This is a genomic window from Streptomyces sp. AJS327, from assembly GCF_013450295.1.
Taxonomy (GTDB): Bacteria; Actinomycetota; Actinomycetes; order Streptomycetales; family Streptomycetaceae; genus Streptomyces.
This window is the reverse complement of sequence record NZ_SKBR01000003.1, coordinates 707,997-725,041: the sequence shown is the minus strand read 5'-3', so window position 1 is coordinate 725,041 and position 17,045 is coordinate 707,997. Positions and strand designations below refer to the sequence as shown.

The 17,045-nt window shown below is 72.8% G+C and carries 16 protein-coding genes and 1 tRNA gene; 10 read left to right on the top strand and 7 right to left on the bottom strand.

The window, feature by feature from the left end:
• The first annotated feature begins 1 nt into the window (after window position 1).
• Entirely contained in the window at window positions 2-358 is a 357-nt protein-coding gene (locus E0L36_RS20270) for a MerR family transcriptional regulator (RefSeq protein ID WP_180930540.1), read from the top strand.
• 383 nt (window positions 359-741) lie between these two features.
• Here the strand turns inward: E0L36_RS20270 and E0L36_RS20265 are convergent, their stop codons facing one another.
• Window positions 742-1,386, bottom strand: a complete 645-nt coding sequence (locus tag E0L36_RS20265) for a dihydrofolate reductase family protein (RefSeq protein ID WP_180930539.1) — start codon at window positions 1,384-1,386, stop codon at window positions 742-744.
• Between the two features lie 382 nt (window positions 1,387-1,768).
• Window positions 1,769-2,470, bottom strand: a complete 702-nt coding sequence (locus E0L36_RS20260; RefSeq protein WP_308416845.1) for a copper homeostasis protein CutC — start codon at window positions 2,468-2,470, stop codon at window positions 1,769-1,771.
• An 876-nt stretch (window positions 2,471-3,346) separates the two neighbouring features.
• Between E0L36_RS20260 and E0L36_RS20255 the strand changes: the two genes are divergently transcribed.
• Entirely contained in the window at window positions 3,347-4,993 is a 1,647-nt protein-coding gene (locus E0L36_RS20255) for a serine/threonine-protein kinase (RefSeq protein ID WP_219636842.1), read from the top strand.
• Between the two features lie 116 nt (window positions 4,994-5,109).
• Here E0L36_RS20255 and E0L36_RS20250 read toward each other — a convergent pair whose 3' ends face one another.
• Together E0L36_RS20250 and E0L36_RS20245 are read right to left on the bottom strand one after the other, a co-directional pair.
• Window positions 5,110-5,676 (bottom strand): GNAT family N-acetyltransferase, encoded by a 567-nt coding sequence (locus E0L36_RS20250; protein WP_180930538.1) that lies wholly within the window; start codon window positions 5,674-5,676, stop codon window positions 5,110-5,112.
• Between the two features lie 296 nt (window positions 5,677-5,972).
• A complete protein-coding gene (locus E0L36_RS20245) occupies window positions 5,973-6,680 on the bottom strand; it encodes a pentapeptide repeat-containing protein (RefSeq protein ID WP_180930537.1) in 708 nt (235 codons plus the stop codon).
• A gap of 270 nt (window positions 6,681-6,950) precedes the next feature.
• Between E0L36_RS20245 and mltG the strand changes: the two genes are divergently transcribed.
• The 5 genes from mltG (at window position 6,951) to E0L36_RS20225 (ending at window position 9,501) form a co-directional block, all read left to right on the top strand.
• The gene (gene mltG, locus E0L36_RS20240; RefSeq protein WP_180930536.1) at window positions 6,951-7,742 is read left to right on the top strand and encodes an endolytic transglycosylase MltG; all 792 of its coding nucleotides are present in this window, start codon (window positions 6,951-6,953) and stop codon (window positions 7,740-7,742) included.
• The gene (locus E0L36_RS28545; RefSeq protein ID WP_219636841.1) at window positions 7,700-8,194 is read left to right on the top strand and encodes a helix-turn-helix domain-containing protein; all 495 of its coding nucleotides are present in this window, start codon (window positions 7,700-7,702) and stop codon (window positions 8,192-8,194) included. Before mltG ends, E0L36_RS28545 begins: the two co-directional genes overlap by 43 nt.
• Before the next feature lie 293 nt (window positions 8,195-8,487).
• Window positions 8,488-8,868, top strand: a complete 381-nt coding sequence (locus E0L36_RS20230) for a hypothetical protein (protein WP_258016346.1) — start codon at window positions 8,488-8,490, stop codon at window positions 8,866-8,868.
• A 5-nt stretch (window positions 8,869-8,873) separates the two neighbouring features.
• A complete protein-coding gene (locus E0L36_RS27860; RefSeq protein WP_258016345.1) occupies window positions 8,874-9,002 on the top strand; it encodes a hypothetical protein in 129 nt (42 codons plus the stop codon).
• Window positions 9,003-9,225: 223 nt separating this feature from the next.
• The gene (locus E0L36_RS20225) at window positions 9,226-9,501 is read left to right on the top strand and encodes a hypothetical protein (protein ID WP_180930535.1); all 276 of its coding nucleotides are present in this window, start codon (window positions 9,226-9,228) and stop codon (window positions 9,499-9,501) included.
• A gap of 208 nt (window positions 9,502-9,709) precedes the next feature.
• On the opposite strand, the gene E0L36_RS20220 is transcribed toward E0L36_RS20225, so the two are convergent.
• Window positions 9,710-9,783: transfer RNA gene (locus E0L36_RS20220), tRNA-Thr, on the bottom strand.
• 701 nt (window positions 9,784-10,484) lie between these two features.
• On the opposite strand from E0L36_RS20220, the gene E0L36_RS20215 reads away from it, so the two are divergent.
• The 3 genes from E0L36_RS20215 to E0L36_RS20205 all read left to right on the top strand — a co-directional run bounded on the left by E0L36_RS20215 (window position 10,485) and on the right by E0L36_RS20205 (window position 14,041).
• On the top strand, window positions 10,485-11,612 hold the full coding sequence (locus E0L36_RS20215; protein WP_180930534.1) for an ABC transporter ATP-binding protein: 1,128 nt from the start codon (window positions 10,485-10,487) through the stop codon (window positions 11,610-11,612).
• A gap of 711 nt (window positions 11,613-12,323) precedes the next feature.
• The gene (locus tag E0L36_RS20210; protein ID WP_180930533.1) at window positions 12,324-12,728 is read left to right on the top strand and encodes a hypothetical protein; all 405 of its coding nucleotides are present in this window, start codon (window positions 12,324-12,326) and stop codon (window positions 12,726-12,728) included.
• Between the two features lie 563 nt (window positions 12,729-13,291).
• On the top strand, window positions 13,292-14,041 hold the full coding sequence (locus E0L36_RS20205) for a nucleotidyltransferase family protein (protein ID WP_180930532.1): 750 nt from the start codon (window positions 13,292-13,294) through the stop codon (window positions 14,039-14,041).
• A 61-nt stretch (window positions 14,042-14,102) separates the two neighbouring features.
• On the opposite strand, the gene E0L36_RS20200 is transcribed toward E0L36_RS20205, so the two are convergent.
• Both E0L36_RS20200 and rlmB read right to left on the bottom strand, forming a co-directional pair.
• Complete coding sequence (locus E0L36_RS20200; RefSeq protein WP_180930531.1) at window positions 14,103-15,845, bottom strand: DoxX family protein; 1,743 nt, start codon at window positions 15,843-15,845, stop codon at window positions 14,103-14,105.
• A gap of 230 nt (window positions 15,846-16,075) precedes the next feature.
• Window positions 16,076-16,993: a 23S rRNA (guanosine(2251)-2'-O)-methyltransferase RlmB gene (gene rlmB, locus E0L36_RS20195; protein WP_180930530.1), complete on the bottom strand. Its 918-nt coding sequence runs from the start codon at window positions 16,991-16,993 to the stop codon at window positions 16,076-16,078.
• Between the last annotated feature and the right edge of the window lie 52 nt (window positions 16,994-17,045).

The following is a 17,045-nucleotide window of genomic DNA, read 5'->3' as shown; positions in this document are numbered from 1 at the left end:
CATGCTGATCGGTGAGTTGTCCCGGCGTACCGGCGTCAGTCCACGGCTGCTGCGGTACTACGAGGCTCAGGGCCTCCTCACCGCCGATCGCGGCGCGAACGGCTACCGCACGTACGACGAGGGGGCGGAGCGGACCGTCCGGCAGGTGCGCGCGCTGCTGGACGCGGGGCTGTCCACGGAGATCATCCGCACCGTGCTGCCCTGTACGTACGGAGACACGTACGGCGGGAAGCCGCGCATCAACTGGTGCACAGAGCTACGGACGCTGGTGGACCGGGAGTTGGACGCGATGAACGAGCGGATCAACGCCCTCCAGCGCAGCCGCGACAACCTCGCGGGCTACCTGGCCCACTCCTGAACTCCCGGGCCCCGGCCCCTGACTCCACCGCTCCCGCAGCCCGGGCTCGCGCCTCCGACTCCGCCCGGCCCGGAAACCAGCCCCTCACTCGCGCCTTCTGACTCGGCCCGGCCCGGGAACCAACCGGGCTCCCGCCGGTGACTCCGCCTGGCCCGGGCTCGGTTGGGACGGAGACGGCGGCTCGGAAGCGACCGTCGGGACGGGCCGAAGGGGGCACCGCCGCCAGCGACGGAACCGGCGGTTGACCCCGACACCGACCGGCGGCACCGACACCGGTACCGGACGGTCGCGACACCGAGGTGGGCCGCGACGCCCAAGTGGCCCTCGCGGCACCGGACGTGGGTCTGGCGCGTCACCTCACTCGCGCCAGAACAGGTGGTGGGTCACTCGCGCCAGAACAGGTGGTGGGTCACTCCGCTCGGGCTCGGAACCCGCTCGTGGTGGAAGCGGTCGGACAGTTCCTCGGGCGACTCCCACAGCCGCGAACCGGCGCCGATCGTCACCGGCGCGACCGCCACGTGCAGGGTGTCGACGAGGTCGGCGTCCAGGAACTGCCGCACGGTGATGGCCCCACCGCCGATCCGGACGTCCTTGCCTCCGGCCGCCTCCCGCGCCTGGTCGAGGACGGTCGCCGGATCGCCGTCGACGAAGTGGAAGGTGGTGTCGGACAGCGTGAACGAGGGCCGTGTGTGGTGTGTCATCACGAACACCGGTGTGTGAAAAGGCGGTTCGTCTCCCCACCAGCCCTGCCACTCGTGGTCCTCCCACGGCCCCCGCTGCGGGCTGAACTTGTTGCGGCCCATGATCTCGGCGCCGATGTTCCGGGCGTAGTCCCGGGTGAAGTAGTCGTCCAGCCCGCGGCTTCCGCCCGGTTCGGTTCGGCCGGGCCAGCTCGCCGTGGCACTCGCCCAGCCGAGCAGGTCGCCGGGGTCGGAGTCGCCGAACGGCCTCTCCAGACTCTGGTGCTCACCGGAGCAGTACCCGTCCCGCGAGACGCTGAAGTTATGGACTCTCACCAACTGGCTCATGTTTCTCCTGAGGTTGTCGACGAAGGTCAGACCACCCGGGCGGAGAGAACTCATCGCCCCGGAACACCGCACCACCGATCCCCCGGCCTCGGCTCGTGCCCGGGCCAACCCCGGTCCCTGCGCGACACATTGACGACACACTGCGCCCCGCCCGCGCCGGGGGGTGCGGCGGCGGAACGGCCGAGGGCCACCCCCGGCCGTCGCGTGGGCACGGTGTGGCTCCGGCACGAGGTACGGCCCAGGGACACAGGGGCCCGGCACGGACGGACGGCGCAGACACGGGGCCACGCCGGGGGAGGCAGGGCGCGGTACGTCCACGGCGGCGGTGCCGTGATGGCGGCCCATGGTGGCGGTGGGTCGCCGAACCGCTCCCGGTGATGGGTTACTTGTCCAGGACGGCGCGCCACTCCGCGACGGCTTCCGGCGCCACCGGACCGGCCCAGCCCTCCGGGCGCGCCGCGCGGCCGATGTGGAAGGCGTCGATGCCCGCCTCCAACAGCCCCGGTACGTGGTCGAGTCGGAGCCCACCGCCGACCAGCAGCCGTGATTCGTACCCCGGTTCGCCCCTGCGGGTCCGGGCTGCCTCGTCCACCAGCACGGAACGTCCCGCGTCCACGCCCTCCGCCGATCCAGCCGTCAAGTACGTGTCCAAGCCGGGTAGTTCGGCAAGTCGTCGGCGGGACTCCGGCCGGTCGGCGGCGCTGTCGATCGCCCGGTGGAAGGTCCAGCGGCAGCCCTCGACGGCCTCGGCCACCGTCACCACGGCCCGGAAGTCGGGACGCCCCGCGTCGTCCAGAAAACCGAAGACGAACTCCTCCGCGCCCTCCGCGCGCAACATCGCCGCCTGGGCCGTCAGGGCGTCCAGCGCCGCGGACCCACCGGCGGTGAACCCCCCGCGTGCCCGCAGCATGACGCGGAGGGGGAGGTCGACCGCCTCCCGAACGCGTCCCACGGTCTCCCGTGACGGGGTCAGCCCGTCGGCCGCCATATCGGCCGCCACTTCCAGGCGGTCGGCGCCCCCGGCGCGGGCCGCGGTCGCGTCTTCCGCGCTGAGCGCGATCACCTCAAGCAATGGACTGGACACGCAGGTCAGCTTGTCACAGCCAACGATCTCCGGAAAGACCGATCAGCGGCCCCTCCGGCGACCCGGCCCGGCAGCTCCGTCCGACGCCGCTCCCGCCCGACGCGTCACCCGCCGAGGCCATCCCGGAAGATCACGTCCGGAAGCAATCCGCTCGCAAGCGGCCTCGAACCGTCCCCGAATCCGTCCGGAAGCCGCCCCGGAAGCGAGCACGTGGACGGTTCCCCCGCGCACCCTCCGGTCAGGAACGCGCCCGGTTCGTTCAGCCGCCCCGTGACCAGCAGGATCACCCGTCCCGTCGGTCGCCCACGAACGGCTGCCGACACGCGGGCCGGACCACTGCCCGTACGGCCACCAACCCACCGCCAACCAGGGCTGGTTGCGGTTGCACGACCCCGCCGCACGGCCCGGTCGCCGCCCGGGCGCCCCCGGAACACCACCGTCGGCACCGTGGCCCACCCCGAACGGCGACCGCGATCCCGAGCCCGGACGGTCAGCGCGAACCCGCCCTCCTCCCCGAACACCAAGACGGACGGCGCCGCCCCGTCGACGCGGTCCCCCCCCCGTCGCCAGAGCCCGAGCCAGGGCCCGAACCACCGGACCCACGAACCCACCACGAACCCACAGACCCAACAGGCCCAGCAGACCCACAGATCCAACAGATCCAACAGATCCAACAGATCCACCGCGGATCCTCAGGGGTGACGCCGGCATCGCCCATATCACCCCCGCCCACCACATCACCCCCGCCCGCGCGGCCCGTTCCGCACGGTGGAGAATCAACGGGCGCCGCTCGGGCGGCTGCGGGGTGCGGAACGGTGGTGTTTAATCGCGCGGGGACCGAACTGCGAGGAGGTCAGGGCCATCGAGGGACGGCGGATGGCGGAGCTGGAGCCAACCGACCCACGACGGGTGGGGCGTTACCGGATCAGCGCGCTGCTGGGCACCGGTGGGATGGGCCGCGTCTACCTGGGCCACTCGCCCAGTGGACGGCTGGTGGCCGTCAAGGTCGTACGGCCCGAACTCGCCGAGGACCAGGGATTCCGCCGCCGGTTCGCGCGGGAGGTGGCGGCGGCGCGCAGGGTCACCGCCTTCTTCACCGCCGCCGTCGTCGACGCGGACCCGGAGGGTGCGCCACCCTGGCTCGCCACGGCCTACGTCCCCGGCATCCCCCTGGACAGGGCGATCGCCGGGCACGGCCCCTGGCCCGTCGACTCGGTTCGGACCCTCGGAGCGGGGCTGGCAGAGGCTCTGGAGGCCATCCACGAGGTCGAGTTGGTCCATCGCGACCTCAAACCGGCCAACGTGCTCATCGCTCCCGACGGCCCCCGGGTGGTGGACTTCGGGATCTCCGTCGCGGCCGAGGAGACCGCACTGACCCACACCGGGATGATCGTGGGCACCCCCGGGTTCATGGCGCCCGAGCAACTCATCGGTGATCCGGTCACCCCGGCCACCGACGTCTTCACCCTCGGCTCCGTCCTCACCTACGCGGCCACCGGCCGGGGACCGTTCGGTGTGGGCTCCGCCCAGTCCCTCAACTTCCGTATCGCGTACCGGGATCCGGACCTCAGCGCGCTGCCCCCCTCCGGACTGGAGGCCGTGGCACGCTGCCTGGCCAAGGACCCGGCCCAACGGCCCACGGTGGCCGAGCTGGTGGAGGAGTTCGGGCTGGCCGCCGCGGACACCGGCGCCTACCGGATACAGTCCGCTTCCGCCCCCTCGGCCTGGCTCCCCGACCCCGTCGCCAACGACCTCGCGGCGTTCACGACCGCGACCTCCCCGGCGCCCACGGCCCCCGCGTCGGCACCCGCACAGCCACCGGCCCAGAGCCCGAAGCAAGCGCGCCCCGCACCCCCGGGCCCCGTGCCAGATCCGTCCTCACCCTCGCAGTTCGCGGCCATCCCCACCGTGTCCGCGGGCCCCGCCCCGACACCCGCTCCCCCCACCGCACCACCCCTCCAGCACACCGAGCCCGCCGGTCAGCGGGGACCGGCCACCCCGTCGGACCGGACGCCCGCCTTCGCCTCCGCGAACCAACCCACCGCGTCCGCCGCGCCCGACCGGCGAGCCACCCCCGGGCCACCCGCCCAGCAGACGACCAGCGTGTCTCCCGCCACCACACCCCGCCGCCGCTACCTTCCCTTCCGGATCGCCCCCGTCGCGCTGACCCTGGGCTACTTCCTCCCGATCATCGTCGACGCCCCCATCGGGCCGGAGATCACCGTCTACACCGTCTCCGTCGCGCTCTCCGTGCTGAGTTGCGCCCTCGTGGGCCGCAGGGTGAAGCGGGGTACGGTCCCGCACGGCCTCTGGCGCGTGCACGTGGTCGCCACCTTTCAGGTGCTCGGGATACTCGGCCTCGGATTCCTCTCACAGTTCCTGTACTTCTTCTTCGCCTGGCCGTTCTGGGTGGTCGGCTGCGGTGCGCTGGCCTACACCCTCGCCTTCCCCCCGGATCGCGCACCCCGGTCAACAGCCCCGTTCCGCAAGGCTGTTGGCCAAGCCCCACCGCACCACCGCTGACACCCGCACCCATGCACCCGTGCACCCGTGCACCCGTGCACCCCCGCACCCGTACACCGACGAACCGGTACGCCGGAGAACCCCCGCCCCTGCCCGGCGCCCTACCGGCAGGGCGCTCAACGAGCGTCAACCGCCTGCTGGTTCGCACGCCACTCGGGAGCGAGCACCGACCAGATCTCAACGTCCTGACGCTCGCCCCGATGCAGGAAGTACTCCCGCAGGACGCCGTCCCGCGTCATCCCGAGCCGTCTGGCCACCGCGACGCTCGCCGTGTTCTCCGCCGCGACCCGCCACTCGATCCGGTGGACGCCGCGCTCCTCCACCGCCCAGTCGATGATCACGCGGCACGCGCGGGTCACCAACCCACGTCCCACCGCGCTCGGCTCCAGCCAGCAGCCCGCCTCCGCCGTCCCCTGCTCCAGGTCCATCGTGCGGAACAGAACCCCGCCGACGAGCTTGCCGTCCTCCCAGATCCCGTAGATACGCCCGGTGTCGGTGGCGGCCTTCTCCGCGTACCTCCGAAGGGTCGCGCGGCTCGACTCCACATCGGTGACCACGTCCGGCAGTCCGATGTACCGGCCGATGTACTCCCGCCCCCGATCGATGTTCGCCAGGAACTCCGCAGCCCACCAGGGCTCCAGCGGCCGCAACTCCGCCTCTTGCCCAAGCGACTTGACGAACATCACGCCTCCTCCGTCGAACCGGGCCCCGTCCGTGCGAGCCTCCCACAACCACGGCCCACCGCCCCTGCGAACCCACCAGGCCCGCCGGTCCCCGACCCCGGGGCGAGGCCCGTCGAACCTCGCCAACAGCCCGTTCCCCCGGCGGGGTTCCACGAGGGGGACACACCTCCCCACACCACCCCCCGGACCAACCCGCAGTGACCCAGCCGGGAGTGAACGTCCGTCGTGGTACTGCCCGTCGTGGTACTGCTCCTCGTGGACCTCGCCGTCGTGGAACCGCTCTCGTGGAACGGGCATCACTCCGGCGCCGGGGCACCGGTGACCCCGATCCCAAGTGAGGACGCCAACACCGGGGCGAGATCGAGCAGTTGCTCCATGGACACCGTCGCTCCCGACAGTCCCCGCACGTCCCCGCGCAGGGAGAGTTCGGCGGCGCCCCGCAGATCCACGTCCCGCATACGGACCTCGCTGATCTCCGCCGCACGCACGACGGAACCCGGGAACGCCACCCGCTCCAGCCGCGCCCCACCGAAGTCCGGCTCGATCAGCACGCAGTTCTCGAAGACGACGTCCCGCAGTTCCGCCTGCCGGAGGTTGAGGAAGTCGACCTTCCCTCCGCTCACCACCACCCGCGTCAGCCGCGCACCATGCGCCTGCGCCCCGCCCAACCGCGCCCCGACGAGCCGGACGTCGCGGAGTTCCGCACCGACCAGCCGGGTACCCGCCCCGCGCACCCCGTCCAGTACCGAGTCGAGGAACCGCGCGTTGTCGAACCGGGCCTCGTCCAAGGCGCAGTTCAGCAGCTCACAGTCGAGGAACGTGGTTCCGGCAGCCCGGACCCGGCTCAGGTCCAGCTCCGCGAAGCGCACGCCGTCGTGATCGCCGTTGGGCCCCAGCGTGTCCTCCGCCCGGCCCCCGTCGTACTCCCGCAGTTCCGGAAGATCGACCTCCGGCCGCCGTACGGGGGCCACACCCCCGTTTCGTTCCGCCGCGTCACGCACCATGCCCCCATCCTGTACCCCGCCACCGACCCCTGCCTCACCCGCACCCCACCAGCGCCCCACCCCCGTGACCACGACTCGGCCGAACCAGCCCACCCCACCGGCCTCCCTAAGCGCCGCCCCTTCACCACCGCCGTGGCCACCGCGTCACGTCCCCACGCCCCACCTCCGGCACCAGGCGCACTCCCCGCTCGGCGCACTCCCCGCTCGGACGCTCCCCCACCCGGCGGCGCACGCCCGGCACACCCCTCCACACCGGCCTAACCTGCCCGTATGAGCCTCATCGTCCCCCGCAAGGGGTGGCTGCTGGGCGTGGGCGCCCTCTGTGTGGTGGCCGCGATCGTCATCAGCGTGCTGGTGTTCACCCGATCCGGTAAGGACGAGGGACGCGCGGAGTCGCTCGTCATCCCCGAGGGCTGGCGGGCCAGCCAGGTCTACCCCGCCGCCGACCGGGCGCTCGACCTGCCGCGCGGAACCACCAGAAAGGCCGCACGGCGAGCGGCGCGGCACGGCGAACTGAACCTCCCGCGCGAAGCCGACGGAAACCCGGAGGGCTATCTGTTCCCGGCCACCTATCCGATCGACGAGCGGACCACCGCCCGTCAACTGCTCGGCCACATGGCCGGCACCGCGCATATCCGGTTGCGGCGGGGCGCGGCCACCACGTACGACGCGCTGACCGTCGCGAGTCTCGTACAGGCCGAGGCGGACAACCCGTCCGACATGGGCAAGGTCTCGCGGGTGATCGCCAACCGTCTGGAGCGGGGAATGCCACTCGGGCTCGACGCGACCATCAACTACGCGCTCGGCCGCTCCACCCTGCGCACCACCCATGCGGACACGCGGCTGAACAGTCCGTACAACACCTACCGGCACCGGGGACTTCCCCCAACTCCCGTGAACAACCCGGGAGAACACGCGATCCGGGCTGCGGTGAAGCCACCCAGGGGCGACTGGCTGTACTTCGTCACCGTGCGACCGGGCGACACCCGGTTCACCGACAACTACAAGCAACACCAGCGTTGGGTAAGGGAGTTCAACGAGAACCAGCGCGGCGAACACTGACCCGGACCCCGCCGCGTCCCCTCGCCCCGGGATGCGGGGCGACCGGCCTTCAGGAGATCGCGGACCGGGCGGGCGTGGCCGTCCAGTCGATCTACTTCTCGTTCGGCAACAAGCGCACGCCGTTCGCCTCCGTCATCGACACGACGATCGCCGGTGACACCGAGCCCGTCGCGACGACGGAGCGGGAGTGGTTCCGCACCCCCCCGCCGCGCCGTCCGCGCCCACCAACCGCGCTCCACGTGCGCGGCACCCGCGGGATCCCGGAGCGCGTCGCGCCGATCATGCCGCTGATCGCGGATCGCCGCCCGGTGGCCGGGCAGCCAGGACCAGCGCTACACGGTGCGGCGGACCGCCACCGAGTCACTGGTCGCCAAGCCCGACGCTCCCCGGCCGGTCCGCCACCGACGCGGCGGATCGGCTCTTCGGCCTGCTCAGCCCGGAGTCGTACCTGATCCTCGTCCGCGACCGCGGCTGACCACCGGAACGACGGGAGGAGTGGGCCCCGTCCACCACACGCACCCAACTCCGCGCCCCCACAGGCTGATCCCAGCCCTTCCACCGGCTACGCCCCAACTCCCCGTCACCGCAAGGTTCTCGACCTGTCGCCACCGCGTCCCCGCCCCGCGCTGACCCGCTACCACCGCCCGGCCACGAAGCCCGACCTCCCGCCACCGCTCTCGGTACACCCGCCAACTCCTCGTCACACCCGCTGAGTTGGCCGGTCCGTTCGCCGTACGGTCGGACGGTGACCGCAGTCACAGCAGCCGTGATCACCGCCATCGTCGGCGAACTCGGCACTCCCTCCGCGCGACTCGTCTCCCACCACCTGACCACCCGGCAACGCGCCGAGGAACGTGAACAGGCCGGGCACATCCGCCTGTTCGCGCAGCGTCGCGCCGCCTACACCGCGATAAACCGCGCCTCACGTCAGTTCAGCGCCCTCCTCAAGGACGCCCCGCACCGCCTGCGCGACGGCGTGTACACCGACCAGGAACGGACCGCGCTGGAGGAGGCACACCTCGACTACCGCGATCGCTACGCGGAAGCCCAAATGATCGTGCCGCCCGGACTCTGGAGGCTTCCCGAGCCGTCAACCGCGTCCTGGACGAGGCCGACAGCCTCCTGAAGCGTATGGACCGGAACCTGGCCCGGGACGGCGAGGCGCCACGATCCACCCTGCACACCCTCACCAGCGACGGTGAAGCGCTCCTCGCCACCACGCGTCAGCGGACGCGCGAGGACCTCGGCATCCACGACTGACACCTCCCCGCCGATGACACGCCCCACCCCACCGCCCCCGCCCTTCCCCACCGGCGAAGTGCCCCCGCAACCACCGCCGTTCACGAGAGCGTGACCCCGAGCGACAGACGTCCGTCCGGCATCCGGCCCGCAGGGCATCACCCACAACGGAGACCCCGATGGAACACACCCTCCCAACACCCCCGCCCGTAAGGCGGATCGCTCCGCCGTAACGCTGGTCTCGGTGCTGCTACTGGCGACGTTCGCGTGCGGAGGCGTGGCCGTCTGGGCGGCATCATGCGGTCTGAAGGCCAAGCGTTGCCTGGACGGCAAACTGCACCCGGACACGTCCAGCGCCTCGATCACCGAGCGGGGCTGCGAGATCACCACCACGACCGGCGGCACCACGCGCGTGCCGATCTCCGGCCCCTCGTTCGAAGCCGGCATAGCCAGCGCCGCCGGCTTCGTCGTCCTGGGATCGACAACGACAGCAGTCCTCGTCCGCCGCACAAGCCGCTGACGAGCCCCCAACCGCCCCCACCCCCACCTCACGGCGAAGTGCCCCACACCCCCGGTCCACCCCAGACCCGCCGGGCTCACCTCGGGCTCACCCACGCCCCATGAGCACGCGCACGCACGACGAACGCCCCGCCCAAGCAGGCCCAGGCGGGGCGTGAAACACCAGGTCACCACCGCGCTTCCGAAGCCGTGGGAGCCGCTGTCCTCAGAGCCGCCTGTCGGATTCGAACCGACGACCTTCTGTTTACAAGACAGATGCTCTAACCAGCTGAGCTAAGGCGGCAGCGTCGCGTGCCCGTGCAGTGTACCCGGCGGGCGGGGTCGACTGGCGGGCACTTTTCCGGATTCGCTCCCCACCTGGGCGGACCCCGGCGGGACCTCGTACGGGGCCTCCGCAACCATTGCCGCTGCCGCCGCGAGGGGCGGCCGACGGCTGTGGATCGCGTGTGGGTGACGGGCGGTTGTGGCTGGTCAGACGGTGTGGTGGAACGAGTGGGGCGTACCGCGGGGAAGGCGGCCGAGGGGTGGGGACGGGGCGGGGCGCTGTCGGCGTGACGAGGGGCCGTGGGCCATTGGCCGGTGCCGTGCGACCGTCGTTCCCCGCCCCGGGTGGAGGCGGGAGGGGAGGGATGGGGCGGGAACGAGGGCTGGGGGCATGGGAGGGCGGGGTGGGGGCGGGCGGGGCGCCAGGGCGCCGGGGTGGGGAAGGAGTTTGCCCGGAGGTACTGACAAGCGGCCCACCTGCGGGTTAGCGTCGCGGCACATCCGCGCGGTGGTCCTCACCTCTCGGTAACCGGCCTCTCACGGTCGGCTCTCCCGGTGTCGGGGCGCCACGCGGCGCCTCCGGTGACGTGGCGGGCCGCCGGGCGGGACGGTGGCCGGGGCCCCGTCGGATGGGGCGGTTCCGCTCTCCGCGGTGCCGTCGCACGACTCCCTTTACGACGGATCGTCCGGCACGTACCTGCCGGTGAAGGAGACAGCATCATGGCCACGGTCACCTATGACCAGGCGACCCGGGTGTACCCCGGCGCCGACACCCCCGCCGTCGACAAGCTCGACATCGAGATAGCCGACGGCGAGTTCCTCGTCCTCGTCGGCCCCTCCGGCTGCGGCAAGTCCACCTCGCTGCGGATGCTCGCGGGCCTGGAGGACGTGAACGAGGGCAGTATCCGCATCGGCGAGCGGGACGTGACCCATCTCCCGCCGAAGGACCGGGACATCGCCATGGTGTTCCAGAACTACGCGCTGTACCCGCACATGAGCGTCGCGGACAACATGGGCTTCGCACTCAAGATCGCCGGGGTCCCGAAGGCGGAGATCCGGAAGAAGGTCGAGGACGCGGCGAAGATCCTCGACCTCAGCGAGTACCTGTCGCGGAAGCCGAAGGCGCTCTCGGGTGGTCAGCGGCAGCGCGTCGCGATGGGCCGGGCCATCGTCCGCGAGCCGCAGGTCTTCCTGATGGACGAGCCGCTCTCCAACCTGGACGCCAAGCTCCGCGTCCAGACCCGCACCCAGATCGCTGGTCTACAGCGCAGGCTGGGCATCACCACCGTGTACGTGACACACGACCAGGTCGAGGCCATGACCATGGGTGACCGCGTCGCGGTGCTCAAGGACGGCCTGTTGCAGCAGGTTGACAGCCCCCGGAACATGTACGACCGTCCGGCGAATCTCTTTGTCGCCGGGTTCATCGGCTCGCCCGCGATGAACCTCGTCGAGGTGCCGATCACGGACGGCGGGGTGAAGTTCGGCAACAGCGTCGTCCCCGTGGAGCGGGACGCCCTGGCCGCCGCCTCGGACAAGGGCGACAAGACCGTGACGGTCGGCGTCCGCCCGGAGCACTTCGACCTGGTGAACGGCGAGGGCGCCGAGGCCACGAAGAAGGACAAGGACGAGCCCGCGGGCGTCGCGGTCACGGTCAACGTGGTCGAGGAGCTCGGCGCCGACGGCTACATCTACGGCACCGCCGACGTCGGCGGCGAGCAGCGGGACCTGGTGGTCCGCGTCTCCGGGCGGCAGGTGCCGGAGAAGGGCGCCGTGGTGCACGTGGTGCCGCGCAGCGGGGAGACGCACGTCTTCTCCACCTCGTCCGGTGAGCGGCTGAGCGACTGATCGGACTCCGGACGGACAGAGTCCGGGAGAGACGAAGTACCGGGGGTCGCCGCGCTGTCGGCGGCCCCCGTGTCGTACGCGGACGGCAGGCCCTGTCGGGTAGACGGGTTGGCCGCGTAGGCCGGTCCGTCAACGAACCCCCGCCGGGACCCCTTCACGCTTCGGGGTTCGTCCTCGCGTGGTCAACACGCGCTGCTCCGCGCCTCCTTCGGGCGACCGGTGTCGTTCGGTACCGCCCCGATCCGTTCGCGTCCAGAACGGAGCACGATCGGGAGGGCGTGCCGTCAGGGCGGTGTGTGAGCGAGACGGCTCACACTGCGATCGGTTCGCGGCCGAACAGGTCCCCGCCGAACGGTTCGCAGGCGTTCGCGGGGTGGGACCACCCTCGGGCGGCCGCTCCGAGCGAAGGTGCCCGGGTGGTCGGGCACGCCGGGCCGAGGCGGGATCAGGAGCCGTGCGGGGCGTGGGGCCGGGTTCGTGGCGGCGGGGTCGTGGAGACATCCGGGAAGACGCGGGCCCTGCGCGGTTGGTTGACCGGCGGGCACGCCGACGGTCAACGGCGCACGGAGGACGACGGACGGAGCGCGAAGCAGGTCACGCACCCGCCGAAGGACGGAACGTCAACATCACACTCGAACGCCACGGATTTTTTGTCGCTCAACGGAATGACTCGTTGTCCTCACCTGACTACTCCTCGCTACGATCGCCCCCGTGAACCACGCAGCCCGCCGAATCGGCCGATCCCTCGCCCTTGCCCTGCCGGTCGTCCTGGTCCTCTCCGGGACCCTCGCCGTCACCCGCGTCCCGTGGGCGACTCCGACCGCTGATTCCCAAGTGCTCACCGCCTCCGCCGAGAAGACCGCCACGAAGACCGCGACCCCGCAGGAGCGGCTCCGCCGTCAACTCGTGGGCGAGTTGCGGGAGAAGGATCCGGCCGTCGCGCTGACGAGTCTCCAGCGCGCGATGCAGCGCAAGCCGTCGCTGGTCAAGCACTGCGCCTCGATCGCGAAGGCGCTCGGAAAGGCTGCGGTGCACAAGTACGGGGCGGGGGCGCAGCGCTTCTCCCGTCCGGTCTGCGACACGGCGTTCGCCACCGGCGTCGCGCAGATGGGCTGACGGCGCGGAACGTCTCCGGCCGGTGCGGGCGCCCTCGTCAGGTGACGCGTCCCGCCGGTGCGGTGGTCTCGTCGTTCTGAATGTCCGTCCGGTCCGGGAACCCGTCCGTGTGGTGCTCGGACCTCGTGACGTCCCGGCCCCCGCCGCCGGTTGACGGCGGACGGCGGGCAACTGACGGCTGGCGGCCGGGGACTGGGCGCTGGGTCAGGCTGGTGAACCGGTGACTGTCGGCCTCCGGTGAACACGCCGTCGTCCTCCGCACACAGCGCCCGGTAGCCCGTCCTCCCAGTGCTCGCCGGACACCTGCCCCTCCGTACCCGATCGCCCGCCCCCACCCGCGCTCCCTCCGCGCACGGACTCCGCCACCGCACGGCGTGCTCCGCGCTACCCGGTCCGGCTGTCCCGGACCGCTCCGGCCTCCCCCGGACCCCGCCCCGGATCCCGCTCCCGAATCCGGCGGGGTTCCGGGGGAGTTCCGCGTCCGGGCCCGCGCGGCGCGGCGACCGGTTGCGGGCGGCGGGGCGGCGGGCGGGCCAGCGGGCGAGGCCGCTTAGGCTCGGGGCATGAGCCTCACCTCCGGCGCTGGTCAGCCCACCCAGGCGGTGATCCTGGCGGGCGGCCAGGGATCGCGTCTGCGCCCCTACACCGACGACCGTCCGAAGCCCATGGTCGAGATTCCGGGGACGGGTCTGCCGATCATCGGGCACCAACTGGCCTGGCTGGCCGCGGAGGGTGTCACCGACGCCGTCGTCTCCTGCGGTCACCTCGCCGAGGTGCTGCGCGACTGGCTGGAGGAGAACGAACAGCCGCTGCGCGTACGGACGGTGACGGAGCCGGAGCCTCTGGGCCGGGGCGGGGGGCTCCGGTTCGCCGCCGCCTCGCTGCCCCGTCAGAACGAGTCCTGGTACGCGACGAACGGTGATATCTGGACGCGTTTCTCGCTCCGTGAGATGGCGGCCTTCCACGTGGAACGGGACGCGACCGCCACTCTCGCGCTGGCCCGTCCCCGGATTCCGTGGGGCGCGGTGGAGACCGACGAGTTCGGGCACGTTCTCGACTTCATCGAGGCACCCCCGTCACCGTTTCTGATCAACGCGGGTGTGTACGTGTTCTCCTCGCGGTTCACCGCGCTGCTTCCGGAGCGGGGCGACCACGAGCGCACCACGTTCCCGCGGCTCGCCCGGGAGCGCCTGCTGGCCGGGTTCCCGCTGCCGAACGGCGCGTACTGGCGGGCGATCGACACCGCGAAGGACCTCACCGAGGCGGCCCGGGAACTGGCTACCGGGACCGCTCCCGGCAGCACCGAAAGCTGACGCGCGCCGGGCTGGACCGGGAGACCGGTCCAGCCCGGCGCGCGCGGCGCGATCCGAGGGGCTATCCGAGGAGGCCGCCGAGGCCGCCTCCGGGTTCCTCACCACCCTGGCCGCCGGAGCCGCCCGTACCGTCGCCGTTCTCCGGCTGGTTGCCGCCGGAGCCCTGGCCTCCGCTGTCGCCGCCCGGCGAGCCGCTGGCCGTACCGCCGGGGCTGCTGCTGCCCCCGGTGGCGGTGGGTGAGTCCCTGGGCGGCGGCGCCTGCTGCGGCGGCGCGGTCTGGGCGGGCGGCTGGGTCGCGCGCTGGCTGGGTCCGCCGCCACCGCTCTCCTGCTGCCCCGGCCCCTGGGTGGTGGGCGCCGAGGAGGGCGAGCCGCTGCTCTCGCTCCCGGGTGAGGCGGGCGAACCGCTCGGTCCCCGCGAGGACTGCCCGGGGTTGGTCCCTTCGCGGGAGCGCTCCGGGAGGGGTGTGCCGGGCTGGCGGTTGGTCGGCGGGTCCTGCCGTTCGGGCACGGTCGTGACCTGGGCGGACCGTACGGCTCCGCCCAGGAGCGAGCCGGTGAGCAGGGAGAGGCCGAGCAGGACGGTGGCGATGGCGGCGCCCCGGCGCAGTACCCGGCGGCGCAGTTCCCAGATCTCCGCCCGGGGGCCGAGGGTGCGCCACGCCTCTCCGGCGAGCCGGGCGTCGACGGAGTAGACGGGGGCGCCCGCGATGATCAGCGGGCTCCAGGCGGCGAGGTAGATGATGTCCGGGGCGTCGTAGGCGGGGACCGTGCTCCAGCTGACGGTCATCAGAAGAGCGGCGGAGAGCAGGGCTCCGAGGGAGGCGGCGAGCCGCTGCCACAGTCCGCAGACCGTCAGGACGCCGACGACGACCTGGAGGAAGGCGACGGTGAGTCCGGAGCCGACGGGGTGGGCCAGGGCGAAGTCGCGCAATGGCGAGGCCACGGCCCACGGTTCGAGGGAGCGGAGCCAGGTCACCATGGACCCGCGCTCCCCGCCGTCGAAGTACACCGGGTCGCAGAGCTTGCCCATCCCGGCGTAGATGGAGATCAGGCCGAGGAAGACGCGGAGCGGCAGCAGGACGACGCCGAGGTTCATCCGCCGCATGGGGTAGTAGGCGTGCCGCACCGCCTCCCCGCGCCGGGGTGCGCCCGCGCCCGCGACGGGGGTGGCGCCGGTCTCGGCCTCGCCGTCGGGGCCGTCGGCTGCCGCCGGGTCGTGCCCGCCGTCGGGGTCCGGGGCGCCCGGGACGGGTGGGCGGGGGAAGGTCCGCTCGACGAGCGGCTCGGGGGCGCGGGTGACGGGCAGCGGGCCGGTGGTCTCCGGCGGACGCGGCCCGCGCGGCGGGCCGACGGTGGTGACCGGCGGCTCCGCCACCTCCACACGGGGCAGCACGCGGGTCGCGGCCGCGGCGGGCTCGACCTCCTCCGGGGCCGTGGTACGCACCGCTCCGGCGCGGACCGCGCGGAGCAGTTCGCCGGCGCCCGCGTCGCCCGGCTCGCTGCGGCCGCTCCAGACGACGGGGGCGCGGCGCCGACCCGCCGTGGGGCGCACGGTGGGGATCGGAGCGGTGTCCTGGAGGGCGGGGCTGACCGGTGCCGGTGTGCTGAGCCGCACCCGGAAGCTGGCGTGGGCGACGACGACCTGCGCCGGATCGCACGGCACCTTGACCGTGCTCAGCACCGGCTCGTCGTCGAGGAACCCGCGGGTGCTTCCCTGCGGGCTCCATGCCGAGGATCGGGGTGTGTCCTGGGCGGAGCCCGAGGGGGAGGGCTTGCGGGGTGTTCTGGTGTCCACACTCATCTAACCGAGTGACGAACGGTTAAGACACTGCCTTGACTGCCGGATCTGTCCGAGACCCGTCAAGGTCGTCGGTGGCTGGTCGGCGGACGGGACCGCGCGCGCTCCGCGGCCGGGGCGGGGAGCCGCCTGTGCGGCGGAGCGCGCGAGGCCGGTCGCGACCGAGCCCGCGCGCCACCGCACCACCCCGTACGCGGGGCGCCGGACGGCGGCTCTCCGGCTCCCCGAGGGGGTCAGGCGCGGCGGCGGGCGGTCTCGTAGAGGACGATGCCCGCCGCCACCCCGGCGTTCAGCGACTCGGCGCCACCGGGCATCGGGATGCGCACCCGGGCGTCGCACGTCTCGCCGACGAGCCGGGAGAGGCCCTTGCCCTCACTGCCCGCGACGATCACCACGGGGCCGTCGAGCGCCCGCAGTTCGCCCAGCTCCAGCTCGCCGTCGGCGGCCAGGCCCACGACCGTCAGCCCGGCCTTCTGGTACGCCTCCAGCGCGCGGGTGAGGTTGGTGGCGCGGGCCACCGGGACGCGCGCCGCGGCGCCCGCCGAGGTCTTCCACGCCCCCGCCGTCATCCCGGCGGCCCGGCGTTCGGGCACCACCACGCCGTGTCCGCCGAACGCGGCGACCGAGCGCACCACGGCGCCGAGGTTGCGCGGGTCGGTGACCCCGTCGAGCGCGACGATCAGGGGCTCCTCGCCCCGGTCGAAGGCGGCGGCGGAAAGGTCCTCCGGGTGGGCGTAGTCGTACGGCGGGATCTGGAGCACCAGGCCCTGGTGGTTCATCCCGTTCGTCATCCGGTCCAGCTCGGGCTTGGGAGCCTCCACCAGCCGGACGCCGCCGCGCTCGGAGGCGGCGTGCACCGCCTCGCGCACCCGGTCGTCGGTGTCGATGAACTGCTGGACGTAGAGCGCGTTCGCCGGGACGTCCTCGCGCAGCGCCTCCACCACCGAGTTCCGCCCGACGACCAGCTCAGCGGTGCTCCGGCCGGGCGCCTTGCGTTGCTGGCGGCCCTGGGCGCGGCGGGCCTTCGCCTGCGCGGCGCGCTGCTTGGGGTGTCCCTTGCGCATCTCGGCGGGCGGGGTGGGGCCCTTGCCCTGGAGGGCCCGGCGGCCCTTGCCGCCGGTTCCCTTGGCCGGGGACTTCTTGTTCGCCATCGGGGAACCCGTCTCTCTCGCTGCGTGGCTGGCGTCACCGCCACGTGTCGGG